Genomic DNA, 12,915 nt, shown 5'->3' with positions numbered 1-12,915 from the left:
CGGCTAGAGTTAACGGCAGACCCCCGCGCCGGTTGTGGCGTGGTGCGTCGACCTCTGATCTGAGGCGGCAGGTCTCCCGCTCGATCCCCTGAGCGGAGCCCTTTTCCCTGCTCGCTCCCGGAGGCACCCCCTGTTTTCTCGATCCATCATCCTGCCCGTCGTGACCCTCGCCGTGCTGGGGCTCGCCGCGTGCGCGCCCGTCTCGGCGACGGGACCGGCCGCGTCCGGGACATCCGCCCCCACCGCCTCTCCCGTGAGCGTCGACAACTGTGGCGTCCCCGTCACCGTGACCACGCCGCCACAGCGCATCGTCACGATCAAGTCCACCTCGACGGAAATGCTGCTGGCGCTCGGTCTGGGCGACCGCGTGATCGGGCAGGCGTTCCCCGACGGACCGGTTCCGGCCGAGTGGGCAGCCGCGGCCGCGAAGATTCCCGTGATCTCCGACTTCGCACCCAGTTCCGAGGCCGTGCTGGCCTTGACCCCCGACTTCGTCTACGGCGGATGGGAGTCCAACTTCGCAGCCGATGCCGCCGGCGAGCGGGCAACGCTCACGAAGCTGGGCATCGGCAGCTACGTCTCCCCCGCCGCGTGCAAGGAGCCGGACTACATGCCCGCGATGCTCACCTTTGGCACGGTCTTCGAGGAGATCGGTGAAGCCGGCCGTGTGTTTGGAGCACCGGATGCCGCTGCCGCCCTCGTCTCCTCCCAGAAGACGCAGCTGGCGGCCATCGCCCCCGACTCGCGTGGCCTCAGCGCGCTCTGGTACTCGTCCGGAACGGACACGCCCTACGTCGGCGCGGGCATCGGCGCACCCGAGATGATGCTCGACCAGCTGGGGCTGACGAATATCGCCGCGAACGTCGCGGACACCTGGACATCCCTGAGCTGGGAAGCCATCGTCGACGCCAACCCGGACGTCATCGTGCTGGTCGATGCGAGCTGGAACACGGCGGCCAGCAAGATCGCGGCGCTTAAGGCCAACCCCGCCACCGCAGCTCTGGATGCCGTCAAAAACGCGCGGTACCTCACCATCCCGTTCGCCGCGAGCGAGGCGGGCGTGCGCAACGTCGCCGCCACCGCCGACCTCGCACAGCAACTGACGAAGCTGGCGCTGTAGGCCATGACGACGATCACGCGGCGGGAGAACCGTCGGGTTCCCCCGAGCGCGTGGGCAATCCTCCTGGTGATTGGGGTGGTGCTGTCGGTCACCTTCGCGATTACCTTCGGACCCGCCAGCATCACCGCGGGTGACGTTTGGTCGAGCGTGCTCTCGCACCTCGGCCTCGGTGCCAGCCCCCTCACCCCGTTGCGGGACGGCATCGTCTGGCAGCTGCGCCTGCCGCGCGTGCTGACCGCCGCCGCGGTCGGGGCGGGGCTGGCGATCGCCGGAGCCGTGATGCAGGCACTGACCCGCAACTCTCTCGCCGACCCCTACCTGTTGGGCCTGTCGTCCGGGGCATCCCTCGGCGCCGTGTCCGTCCTACTCCTCGGGGTCAGCATTCTCCTGCCGGTGGCGGCGTTCGCGGGGGCGCTGCTCGCCCTTCTGCTGACGTTGCTCATTGCGAGTTCGGGTGGGGGGATGACTCCCTCCCGCACGGTTCTCGCGGGCGTCGCGGTCTCGAGCCTCGGCGCTGCCCTCACGAGCTTCATCATTTTCTGGACGGCGAAGGGCGACTCGTACCGCGAGATTCTCAACTGGCTCCTCGGGTCGCTCGCGGGGGCGGACTGGTCGGCCGTCGCCATCGGTGCCGTTGCCCTCGTCATCGTCGGGGTGCCGATCATCATGGCCGGCCGCTCCCTCGACGCGTTCAGCTTCGGGGACACGGCGGCCGCAGCCCTCGGGGTGTCCGTCGGCCGCACGCGCTGGCTCCTCCTGGTGAGCACGGCCCTCCTCACCGGAGCCATGGTGTCGGTGAGTGGTTCCATCGGATTCGTCGGTCTCGTACTCCCGCACGCCGTGCGGCTCGTGGTCGGATCGCGCCACCGCGTGCTGCTGCCGCTGTCCGCGCTCGTGGGCGCCATCTTCCTCATCTGGTGCGACACCATCGCGCGCACGATGTTCGATCCGCGGGAGCTGCCCGTCGGCATCATTACCGCGGTGATCGGCGCTCCCCTGTTCGTCATGCTGCTCGTGCGCCGCCCCGCGGGAAGCGGTCGCCCGTGAGCGGCCTCGTCGCGACCGGCGTGACCGTCACCATCGCGGGACGCACCATCGTCGACGACGTCAGTTGCACGATCGCCCCGGGCCGCGTCACGGTGCTGATCGGCCCCAATGGCGCGGGAAAGTCGACCCTCATCCGGGCGCTGGCGGGAATCGTCCCGCCCGACTCCGGCTCCATCACCTGGAACGGCTCCGACTGGTTCGCGATTCCTCGCCGCGAGCGAGCCCGCACGGCCGCGCTCGTAGAACAGGATGCCCGCTCCGAGCTGCCCATGACGGTGCTGGCCGCGGTCGAGCTGGGCCGCCTCCCCTACGCCTCCCGATTCGCCTCCCCCGGACACGACGACACCCGCGTCGTGCTGCAGTCCCTCGCCAGCGTCGGGATGACCGCCTTCGCCTCACGCCCGTTCGACAGCCTGTCCGGGGGTGAGCGCCAACGCGTGCATCTTGCCCGTGCCCTCGCGCAGCAGCCGTCGCTTCTTCTGCTCGACGAGCCCACCAACCACCTCGACGTGCACGCCCAGCTCGACACGCTCGCACTGGTCACCCAGCTCGCCACGACCGGCGTCGCCACGATGGCGGCGCTGCACGACCTGAACCTCGCAGCCACCTACGCGGACGACCTGCTCGTGCTGCACCACGGACGCATCGTCGCGACCGGCAGTCCCGCAGACGTGCTGACTCCCGGGCTGCTTCGCAGCGTCTATGGGGTGGATGCCACGGTGCTCGAGCACCCCGTTACCGGCCGCCCCCTCATCGCCTACTCCCCGTAAACACCCCCGCGACTTGCACAAAAGTGCTGCAAAACCGGCCAAAATACAGCATTTTTGTGCAAGTCGCGAGGCGCTGGGTTAGGCGCGGGGCAGGCGGGCTCCGAGGGTGAGCGCGCGGTCGAAAAGGGTGCGCGGCAACAGCGTCGCGCGGACACGCTCGTTCGTCGTGCCGGCCCTGCGCAGGGCGTGAAGGACCACGCGGGTCTGTCGGGCCGTCTGCGCGGAGACCGCGGCGGAGTCCGCCGAGTAGACCTCGCGCTCGACCGCCATGCGTACGGCGTCGAGGGCTTCCGCCTGCGGGGGCGACATGCCCGAGGCATCCCGCAGCATGATCGACAGCTCCCGCGGGGTCGCACCGAGCGTGTCGGGATACCAGAGGTCCCGCGCGGTGTCGCCGATCTCGAGCCACGCGGCGGCCGCCGAACCGGGTCCGCGGCGCACGACCGCCATGCGGCGGGCTCTCAGCACCACGCGGAAGATCGCGGGGATCAGCAGCACGATGAGGATGCCCACGAGGATCAGCGCCGAACGCAGGGCGGACGCCGGGGTGGCGGCGGGGGTGATTCCGGTGTCGGCGGTGACGTCTTCGGGTGCTTGGGTGGCTCCCGTCGTGGGCGCTGCCGTCGGGGTGGGGGTCGCGGTGGCCTGCGACTCATCAACGTTGGGTGTCGCCGGGTCATCCACCGGCGCCGACTGGAAGACGGGAACGATTCCGAGGCCGGGAGTCGGCTCGAAACGCACCCAGCCAGCGCCCTCGAAGTACAGCTCGGGCCAGGCGTGCAGGTCCTTGGAGGACACCGTGTACTCCTCTTTGTCGCTTCCGGCGACGAGTGCACCGGTGCCGGGAAGGAATCCGACGGCGACACGCGACGGGATGCCCAGCGTGCGGGCCATGATCGCCATGGTCGACGCGAAGTGCACGCAGTAGCCGGTCTTCGCCTCGAGGAACGGAACGATCACGTCGAGCCCCGATCCGTCGAAGCCCTCCCGCACGGGTGCCTCCTCCGAATAGGTGAACGCACCGCCGCGGAACCAGCTCTGCAGCAGTTCGGCCTTGTCGTACTTCGTTGCGCCGTCCCTGGTGATGTCGGCGGCCGTCTGCGCGACGATCGGGTCGAGCCCGGCGGGTACCTGCGCCAGCGGGGAATCGGACGAGTCGGCGGCGCCCTGCAGCTGTGTCGAGGTCGGCGTGACCTCGAGGCTCGTCACCGTGTACGTCTGATCGCGCATGTTGGAGGTGGAGGTGCGCACCGACAGACCGTCCGGCTCCCAGAACCAGCTGCCCTGGAGGCCGTCGATGCTCTTGGCCGGGTACGGAACGGGCAGCCACTGGCTGACGGTGTTGTCGACGTTGACCTGAGTTTGCACCTCGGTGGTCGTGACGGTGGGGCCAAGACCGGGAGGAGCCGCGATCGCGTCCACCGAGTTGCCCGGCTGGCGGCGGGTCGAGACGGGGCTCCACTCCCGCCCGTCAAAGGTCTCGAGCGTCGTCAGCCGCAGGTACTGGCCGTTGTCGGAGCTGGTCGTGTAGCGCAGGGCGGTCGTCGGGTTTGACTGTCGCAGGTCGCGGCCGAGATCGATGATCGGATTGATGCCGGCGGTGACTGACGAAAAACCATTGCCGTCGGTGGGCACGCTGACCGGCGGCAACAGCAGCGGCACCACGAGGGCTCCGGCGATCGCGACGGCGCCGAGCCCGATGGCGGTGCTCGGCTGCACTCGGCGGGTGCGGGGACGCAGCAGCAGCAGGTAGATGACGGCGACAAGGGCAAGCACGAACGGCTCGGTGAAGTCGTCCTGGATGATTCCGGGAACGGATGCCACGAGCAACAGCGGCACCCCGGCCAGCGCGGGTGACTTCCACCACACCACGAGACCGTCGAGCACCACCGCGATACCGGCAACGGCGACGCACAGCAGGAACTGGATGCCGGGCACCGCGTCGGCCGGCACACCCTGCTCGGTGATGGAGGTCTGCCCCGCGAGGGCGAGGTTGCCGAACTGCGCCCAGCTGTCGAAGGTGGGGATTACCCCGAGGATCGCTGTGTCCGCGGCGAACAGCACTGTGACGGTTCCGAACGCGAGCAGGAGGGCCACGACAGTTCCCCACACGCGGGAGTTCGAGAAGTACCGCACGGCGGCGGCTCCCCCGAGCACCACGAGCGCCACGGCCACGATCATCAGCCACCAGCCGATACCGGCAAGCACGCTGTGCAACCCGCCGAGGGCGACCGCGAGAGCGATGAACAACAGGACGCTCGAGCGCAGCTCACCCCCTCGATCCCGGGGCGCGCTGCCCCTGCGGGGACCGCCGAGGCGGAAGCCACCGCGCCCGGCCGTTCCGCGTCCGGCCGTGTTGCTGGGCTCCTGACGGGGAACTCCCGGCCGCGCCGGGGTGGTCGCGGTCAACGGGACCGTCTGGTGCGCGGTCACGAGACTGCCGCCGAGAATCGGGCGATGCTCGACCAGGCGAGAGCCGGGTCATCCGCCGTCCCGACAGGCACGCAGATCCACCCGGCGTTGCCGAGCGTCTCCAGCACGTGGTCGGTGCCTCGTCCGACGATGAAGGCGACGCCGAGTTCGCGCGGGCGGCGCTGCGCCATGATCCAGCGCAGGGTGTCCGGGTCGGAGATCGAGAGCACGGCGAAGATGGGGCCGGGCGCACCATCGGCGCGGTTCATCCCATCGGTACCAACCGAGGGCGGAGGCGCGGGACTGAGCTCCAGAGCGGCGAGGCTCACGAGGAACTCGAGGTCCTGGCCGGAACCCTGGTTGATATCGCCGAGGGCTGCGATTTGCGGATGGCCCGTCTCGAGCAACTGCACGCGGAAACCCGAGCGGTGCAGGTGCACGCCGAGCGACGCGATCATGCGCACCGCCCACTCGAAGGCGGACTTGCCGCCCTCTTCGCCGCCGAGCTCGGCCCACACGTCCGCGTAGCCGTCGGAGCGGGTATCGAGAAGCACGCGCGCCTCGGGGAAGGTGCGCTGCTCTTCCTGACGCACCATGAGTTCGCCGTGCCGCGCCGACGCCCGCCAGTGCACGCGGCGCAGGGCGTCGCCGCTGCGATACTCGCGGGTCATGAGGTCGTCGTCGCTGCCGGTGGTGCGGCGCTGGATGAGCCGGGCGGAGCCGTCCCCGGAGACGATCGACGGTCCTCCCTCGCCGAACGAGACGGTGGCGGGCACCACGACGAGCGACTGCACCCCGGCTAGGGATGCCCGGCCGGTGGACAGCCCGAACGGATCGGCGTACTCGACCTCGAGCGGACCGATCGTGTAGATACCGCGGGTCGGCGGGCGCAGCGTGTACGACAGCCGCGCGGTCGTGGCGGAGGTAACGCGTCCGGGGAGGGCAGCCGCCAGCGCCGGAAGCTGCCCGGGGCCAGCGGTGCCGGGATTCCACGGGATGCGGTCTGCCCAGGTGGCCGGCCCGCTGGCGGCGAGGGAGACGTTGGTCACCGACAGTTCCACGTCCACGGGCGATCCGGCCGGCACCACCACGGGCGAGAACGTTCGCACAACCGACAACCGCAGGCGGCGAAGCCGCACGAGCAGCGCGGCGGCCACGATCAGCACGCCGAGGAAGCTCGCTGCGTAGAGCAAAGTCGTGCTTCCGCTGCTGTAGGCCACGACGAAGAAGACTGCCGCGAGCGCGACGAAGTACCAGCCGCGACGGGTCAGCCGCGTGGTGCTGCGACGGGGTGAGGTACGGGGCACGGCAACTACGCGCGGTCGCCGGTGCCCAGGGGAACGGGAGTCTCGGCCACGATCCGGGTCACGATGTCGGCGACAGTTGCACCCGAGTAGCCTCCGACAGTGACGCCGGCCCGCCCGGCGGGGATCAGCCGGTGGCCGAGCACCGGCACCGCGAGCGCGTTGATGTCGTCCGGTAGAACGAAGGTGCGACCGTCGAGCGCGGCACGGGCCTTGGCCGCGCGCAGCAGCTGCAGGGTCGCGCGGGGGCTGGCACCGAGGCGCAGGTCGGGGTCGCGGCGGGTCGCCTGCGCAATGTTCACGACGTACTGCTCGACCGGTGCGCTGGCGTACACGCCGCGGGCGGTGGCGATCATCGACGCGAGTTGGGCGCTGTTGACGACGGGAGCGATGGCATCGAGAGGACTGGATGTCGCGCGCGTGCGCAACATTGCCAGCTCGGACGCGGCGTCCGGGTACCCCATCGAGATGCGCGCCATGAAGCGGTCTCGCTGGGCCTCGGGGAGGGCGTAGGTTCCCTCCATCTCGATCGGGTTCTGCGTGGCGACGACGGTGAACGGGGTGGCGAGCGTGTAGGTCTTGCCGTCGACGGTGACCTGGCGCTCCTCCATGCTCTCCAGCAGTGCCGACTGCGTCTTGGGGCTCGCGCGGTTGATCTCGTCGCCGATCACGATGTTCGCGAAGACGGGGCCCGGCTTGAACTCGAATTCCCTGTCGGACTGGTTGAACACGGAGACACCGGTGATGTCGGCCGGCAGGAGGTCGGGAGTGAACTGGATGCGCGAGACCGAGCAGTCGACCGTGCGGGCGAGTGCACGCGCCAGCATGGTCTTACCGACGCCCGGGACATCCTCAATCAATAAATGTCCCTCGGCGAGCAGCACCGTGAGGGCAATTTCGACCGCCGCGCGCTTGCCGTCGATGACGGTTTCGATCGTCGAGATGATGTCGCGACTGGCGGCGAAGAACTCTTCGTCGGGCATTGCAACTGCCGTGGGGAGGGACACTTCTGCGTGGCCCGCTTCGAACTTCGCCGGGTAAGAGTTCATCTTTAACACTCTGCCATGCAGGGGCCCGATAGCGACCTGCGAATGTACTGTATGCGTCAGTATGGATACCCCAATCAGGGGCGTTAGCGTGGGGGCATGAGAATCACCGTGCTGTCCGGTGGCGTTGGCGGCGCCCGTTTTCTGCGCGGGCTTCGTGCCTCGTTGCGCGAGTCCCACCCGGACGGGTCCGGAGGCACCACGGCCGAGATCACGGCGATCGTCAACACCGGCGACGACATGTGGCTCACCGGGCTGCGGATTGCGCCCGACCTCGACTCGATCATGTACACGCTCGCGGGCGCCAATGACGAGGTGCGCGGCTGGGGACGGGTCGGCGAATCCGAGCGGGTCAGCGACGAGCTGCGCGCCTACAACGTGGGCTGGCCGTGGTTCACCCTCGGCGACCTGGACATCGGGACTCACCTCGCCCGCACGTCGATGCTGCGGGACGGGCTGACCCTCACCGAGGCGACCGAGCGCATCACCGCTCGCTGGGACCTCGGCGTGACCCTGCTGCCCGTCACCAACGACGAGGTGGAGACCCACGTGGTCGTGGAGGACGCGGGCACGACGATGCACTTTCAGGAATGGTGGACCCGCCACCGTGCCGCCGTCACCGCGCTCGGCTTCGTGCAGCAGAACGTGTCCACGGCGCGGCCGGCTCCCGGCGTGCTCGCGGCGATCGCGGAGGCGGATGTAATCCTCGTCGCGCCATCGAACCCGGTGGTGTCCATCGGCACCGTGCTGGGGATCCCGGGCATCCGGGAAGCGCTGGCCGAGGCATCCGCCCCCATCATTGGCGTCTCGCCGATCATCGCCGGCTCCGTCGTGCGCGGCATGGCCGACGCTTGCCTCGCGGCGATCGGTGTCGAGACGTCGGCGTCCGCGGTTGCGGCGCACTACGGCTCGCGTGCGGGCGGCGGACTGCTCGACGCGTGGCTCATTGATGAAGCGGATGCCTCGGAGGCCGCCACGATCGAGGCGGCGGGTATCCGCGCGGTCGTAGTGCCGCTCTGGATGCGGGACATACCGACGAGCGCGCAGCTCGCCGCCGACGCCCTGGCTGCCGCGTAGCCCCGCAGCGACGTCTGACTTGCGGCAAATGCACCGTCTGAGAGCCCAGAACGGTACGTTTGCCGCAACTGGGCGGCCCGGAGGCACGGAAATCCCTCCCACTTGCGGCAAATGCACCGTCAGAGTGCCCGGAACGGTGCGTTTGCCGCAACTGGCGGGCTAGTCGTCGTCGGACTCGCTGATGTACACGGTCCCGAAGAGATCGCACTTCATCCGGGCGAGATCTGCGATGAGGTCCGCGGGGATGACAAACCCGCCCTGCGAGCTGTCAGAGTCACCCGACCACAACAACCGCACGTCATAGTTTTCGGCGACGAGTTGTGCAAACGCGTGTTTCGCGGGACGCACGAGGTCAAGGAGTCGCCGCACACTTGCGAAGCCCGATTCGTCGTCGTGATCAACGTCCTCTGGCGCATCGAGGATCCACGTCGCTTGCTTGTAAACGAAGCGGCGAGCCACCGTGCCATCCGGCTGGATCCGCGGAGGACGTTTGAACTCGCCCAGCTCTCCACCGTCGTGCGGAATCAGGCCCATCAACTCGGTGACGCGGGCGGCAGTGTGGGAATCATCCTGACCGAAGACGACAAGGGACGCGCGGCTCGTGATCACCATGCCGCACACCATAGTGGCGCTGTGTAAATTGCAAGTGCCCTTGTGTGCCCGGTCAGAGCAGCGCGCGGGTGCGCGGACCGACGCGGTCAGCGACGGCGGCGAGCTGCTCGACGGTGTCGACGTCACGGCGGATCCCGTACCAGTCGGGCGCCTGCATCTCGACGTAACCCCGGGCGAGGTGCGCGGCCCGTGAGGCACCACCAAACGCCGGCTCGTGGGCAACACCGGGCAGCGCAGTGAGCAGGACCGTGCCGACATCCTCGGCGTCTGCGAGCATGGCACGCGGATGCCCCGAGCCGATGACCAGCATCCGGGTGAGTTCCTCCGGGGCGAGCGCCGGCAGATCCCCGAGCAGCAGTGCCACGCCGGTGCCGGCCACGGCGGACCGCGCGCCGAGGACAACGGCGGGGTTCAGTCCGTCCTTGCCGTCGAGGATCACCTCGGCGCCGAGTTCACGGAACCCCGAGGCATCCGCTTCCGTCGTCACCACGATTACCCGCGCGACGTCCTTTGCGGCGACGACGGCTTCGACCGTATCCAGCGCGATCGCGCGCGCGAGGGCACCGCGCAGCACCGAGTCACCGCCCAGACGGGATTTCGCGTCGTCCGTGCCCTTGATGGGAACGACGACTGTCCACTGCAGCGTCATCGGTGCAGGTCGCCGGGGTGCGCGGTGGGCGCCGCCTCGCCGTCGAGCTCGGGCAGTACGGCCTCCGTCGGCTGCGACGAAGCGAGCGCATCGGCGCGACCGGCATCGAACCCCTGGCGCCAGGCCTCGTCCGACCCGAGACGGAACATGTCTTTCTCCCCGGTGCGGTTGAGGGAGCGGGCTCCCGGGGCGTCCTCGAGCAGCAGGTGCGCGAGTCCCCGCACCACCGCGACGGGCAGCCCATCGCTCTTGCGCTTGACAAGGTCGGCGGCCGCGGCAATCTCGTCTCCGACGGCGGGCGCCGTCACATCGAGCGAGCGCCCCTGCGTGTCCAGGGTGCCCCGCAGGTCGTCGATGAGCCGCACCCCGCTGCCGCCGATGGCCGCGTCACTCTGGCCCTCGCGCCACGGGCGGCCGAGCGTGTCCGTGATGACGATGCCGAGCGTGACGCCGTAGCGGGCTTGCAGCCCCGCACGCAGGCGCGCGGCCGAGGCATCCGGATCCACGGGCAGAAGCAGCACCGTTCCCTCGGGAGTATTCGACGCGTCGACCCCGGCGGCGGCGGCCACGATCCCCAGGCGATTCTCGACGATGCGCGTGACGCCTCCCGGGTGGGCGCGCGTAGCGACAACCCGCACGGTCTCGTCGGTGATGGCCTGCTCGCGGTCGGCGGCGCGAATGCTGCGTCCCTCGGCCTTGCTGATGATTTTGGACGTCACCGCCAGGATGTCACCGTCCGCCAGCGGGGTCGCCGGCTCCGTGCCATCCAGGGCATCGCCAATGATGGCGACGAGGTCGTCCCCGCTGACGATCTCGGGGATGGAGGGAATGGCAAAAACGGTGAGCATCAGCGCCTCAGATTCGGCAGTACATCGCGGGAGAAAACGTCGATCCATTCGCGCTGGTTGCGCCCAACGTTGTGGAGGTAAATGCGGTCGAACCCGAGGTCGACGTAGCGCTGGATGAAAGCGCGGTGCGCGTCGGGGTCCGCGTCGATGACCATGCGGCCCTCGAAGTCTTCCGGACGCACGAGCTTCGCCATCTGTTCGAGTTCATAGGGAGAGCGGATGTCGCTTTTGGGGAATCTCATTCCCCCGCTGGGCCACTCGACCAGCGCGTTGCGCATGGCTTCCTCGGTGGTGGGCGCCCAGCTGAGATGCAGCTGGAGCACCTTCGACATGCCCGACGGGTCGCGGCCTGCTTCGCGGGCACCATCATCGAATCGGCTGAATAGCGCGCCGATCTTCTCCAGCGGTGCGCCGACGGTGATGAGTCCGTCGGCGTTCTTCCCCGCACGCTTGGCCGTCACGGGGCCGGCCGTCGCGACGAGGATGGGAGGCGCGACAGCGGGCATGGTCCACAGCCGGGTCGACTCGAGCTTGAAGAACTGACCGGAGTGCTTGGTGTCCTTCCCCGCGAGTGAGGCCGAAAAAAGCTTCTTGATGATCTCGATCGCCTCGAACATGCGGTTGATGCGCTCGGCAGGTTCCGGCCAGTACTGCCCCACGATGTGCTCGTTGAGCGCCTCGCCCGACCCGATGCCGAGCCAGTGGCGTCCCGGGTACATCGCCGCCAGCGTGGCGCTGGCCTGGGCCACCATGGCGGGATGCCACCGGAAGGTGGGAGTCGTCACACCCGGGCCGATGTCGCCGCGCGTGCGTTCGCCGAGTGCCGAGAGAACGTTCCAGACGAACGAGCTCTGCCCCTGCTGGGGAACCCACGGCTGAAAATGGTCGGCGGCCATCACACCCGAGAACCCCTTGCCCTCCGCGTAGGCAGCGAGAGCTATGGCCTCGGTCGGGTGGAACTGCTCGAGCATCGCGGCATAGCCGACGGACAGCTCAGGCAAGGGCGCGCAACCGCGGGGCGAGGTCCCGCTCGAAGCTGGAAAGGAAGCGACGCTGGTCGTGGCCGGGCGCGTGGAAGACCAGGTGGTTGAACCCGGCGTCCATGTAGACCTTGATCTTCTCGACCGTCTCGTCGGGGTCGGAGCCCACGATCCAACGCTCGGCGACCTGCTCGATCGGCAGGGCGTCCGCGGCGGCCTCCATCTCGGACGGGTCCGTGATGTCGTGCTTCTGCTCCTTCGACAGCGACAGCGGAGCCCAGAACCGGGTGTTCTCCAGCGCGGCCGCGGGGTCGGTGTCGTACGACAACTTGATTTCGATCATGTGATCGATGGATGCCACGTCCCGGCCCGCCTTCTCGGCGCCCGCTGCCACCGCGGGCAGCAACTTGTCGGTGTAGAGGTCCATGCCCTTGCCGGAGGTGCAGATGAATCCGTCGCCCGCGCGGCCGGCGTACCCGGCAACGAGCGGACCGCCCGCGGCGATGTACACCGGAATGCCGCCCTCGGGGCGATCGTAAATGCTCGCGTCGTGGGTCGAGTAGTACTCGCCCTGAAAGTTCACCTTGTCTTCCGACCACAGGGCACGCATGAGTGCGATGGCCTCACGCAGCCGCGCGTAGCGCTCCTTGAACTCGGGCCAGTCCTGCTCGCCCGCGCCCCTGAAGCCGGTCGCGATCTCGTTGAGGGCCTCCCCCGTGCCGACGCCCAGCATGATGCGTCCCGGGTACAGGCATCCGAGGGTGGCGAACGCCTGCGCGATGACCGCGGGGTTGTACCGGAACGTCGGCGTCATCACCGAGGTGCCGATCTGCACGGCGGAGGTCCGCTCCCCCACCGCGGCCATCCAGGCAAGGGAGAACGGCGCGTGTCCGCCGGTGTGCCGCCACGGCTGGAAGTGGTCGCTCACGGCCACCGACTCGAACCCGTGCTGCTCCGCGGCGACCGCGATTTCGACGAGTTCACGCGGGTCGAACTGTTCGGCGGACGCCTTGTAGCCAAGTTTGAGGGGAAGCATGTCCCAACTCTAAG

At 69.0% G+C, this 12,915-nt stretch carries 12 protein-coding genes; 4 read left to right on the top strand and 8 right to left on the bottom strand.

Going from position 1 to position 12,915, the window contains the following annotated elements:
* Positions 1-160: 160 nt before the first annotated feature.
* The 3 genes from HB677_RS11155 to HB677_RS11145 are packed head-to-tail and all read left to right on the top strand — an operon-like array spanning position 161 to position 2,937.
* Positions 161-1,120 (top strand): putative F420-0 ABC transporter substrate-binding protein, encoded by a 960-nt coding sequence (locus HB677_RS11155; protein ID WP_307852568.1) that lies wholly within the window; start codon positions 161-163, stop codon positions 1,118-1,120.
* A 3-nt stretch (positions 1,121-1,123) separates the two neighbouring features.
* The gene (locus HB677_RS11150) at positions 1,124-2,167 is read left to right on the top strand and encodes a putative F420-0 ABC transporter permease subunit (protein WP_213815783.1); all 1,044 of its coding nucleotides are present in this window, start codon (positions 1,124-1,126) and stop codon (positions 2,165-2,167) included.
* On the top strand, positions 2,164-2,937 hold the full coding sequence (locus tag HB677_RS11145) for an ABC transporter ATP-binding protein (protein ID WP_213815782.1): 774 nt from the start codon (positions 2,164-2,166) through the stop codon (positions 2,935-2,937). Before HB677_RS11150 ends, HB677_RS11145 begins: the two co-directional genes overlap by 4 nt.
* Before the next feature lie 78 nt (positions 2,938-3,015).
* Here HB677_RS11145 and HB677_RS11140 read toward each other — a convergent pair whose 3' ends face one another.
* Genes HB677_RS11140 through HB677_RS11130 form a run of 3 tightly spaced genes read right to left on the bottom strand, consistent with a single transcriptional unit; the run spans position 3,016 to position 7,636 of the window.
* Positions 3,016-5,370: a DUF3488 and transglutaminase-like domain-containing protein gene (locus HB677_RS11140; protein WP_213815781.1), complete on the bottom strand. Its 2,355-nt coding sequence runs from the start codon at positions 5,368-5,370 to the stop codon at positions 3,016-3,018.
* Positions 5,367-6,656 (bottom strand): DUF58 domain-containing protein, encoded by a 1,290-nt coding sequence (locus HB677_RS18840; RefSeq protein WP_213815780.1) that lies wholly within the window; start codon positions 6,654-6,656, stop codon positions 5,367-5,369. Before HB677_RS18840 ends, HB677_RS11140 begins: the two co-directional genes overlap by 4 nt.
* Positions 6,657-6,661: 5 nt before the next feature.
* A complete protein-coding gene (locus HB677_RS11130) occupies positions 6,662-7,636 on the bottom strand; it encodes a MoxR family ATPase (RefSeq protein ID WP_255546552.1) in 975 nt (324 codons plus the stop codon).
* A gap of 162 nt (positions 7,637-7,798) precedes the next feature.
* On the opposite strand from HB677_RS11130, the gene cofD reads away from it, so the two are divergent.
* On the top strand, positions 7,799-8,776 hold the full coding sequence (gene cofD / locus HB677_RS11125; RefSeq protein ID WP_213815778.1) for a 2-phospho-L-lactate transferase: 978 nt from the start codon (positions 7,799-7,801) through the stop codon (positions 8,774-8,776).
* A 159-nt stretch (positions 8,777-8,935) separates the two neighbouring features.
* On the opposite strand, the gene HB677_RS11120 is transcribed toward cofD, so the two are convergent.
* The 5 genes from HB677_RS11120 to fgd are packed head-to-tail and all read right to left on the bottom strand — an operon-like array spanning position 8,936 to position 12,901.
* Positions 8,936-9,388: a hypothetical protein gene (locus HB677_RS11120; RefSeq protein WP_213815777.1), complete on the bottom strand. Its 453-nt coding sequence runs from the start codon at positions 9,386-9,388 to the stop codon at positions 8,936-8,938.
* A gap of 52 nt (positions 9,389-9,440) precedes the next feature.
* Entirely contained in the window at positions 9,441-10,037 is a 597-nt protein-coding gene (gene cofC / locus HB677_RS11115; RefSeq protein ID WP_213815776.1) for a 2-phospho-L-lactate guanylyltransferase, read from the bottom strand.
* The gene (gene cofE, locus HB677_RS11110) at positions 10,034-10,885 is read right to left on the bottom strand and encodes a coenzyme F420-0:L-glutamate ligase (protein ID WP_255546543.1); all 852 of its coding nucleotides are present in this window, start codon (positions 10,883-10,885) and stop codon (positions 10,034-10,036) included. The genes cofC and cofE overlap by 4 nt, the downstream gene beginning before the upstream one ends.
* Entirely contained in the window at positions 10,885-11,886 is a 1,002-nt protein-coding gene (locus HB677_RS11105; RefSeq protein ID WP_374193814.1) for a TIGR03557 family F420-dependent LLM class oxidoreductase, read from the bottom strand. The genes cofE and HB677_RS11105 overlap by 1 nt, the downstream gene beginning before the upstream one ends.
* Positions 11,879-12,901: a glucose-6-phosphate dehydrogenase (coenzyme-F420) gene (gene fgd / locus HB677_RS11100; RefSeq protein WP_213815774.1), complete on the bottom strand. Its 1,023-nt coding sequence runs from the start codon at positions 12,899-12,901 to the stop codon at positions 11,879-11,881. Before fgd ends, HB677_RS11105 begins: the two co-directional genes overlap by 8 nt.
* Between the last annotated feature and the right edge of the window lie 14 nt (positions 12,902-12,915).

The organism is Glaciihabitans sp. dw_435, from assembly GCF_018449675.1.
Lineage (GTDB): Bacteria > Actinomycetota > Actinomycetes > Actinomycetales > Microbacteriaceae > Glaciihabitans.
The sequence above is the reverse complement of the archived record's forward strand: the minus strand, read 5'-3'. Positions and strand labels throughout refer to the sequence as shown.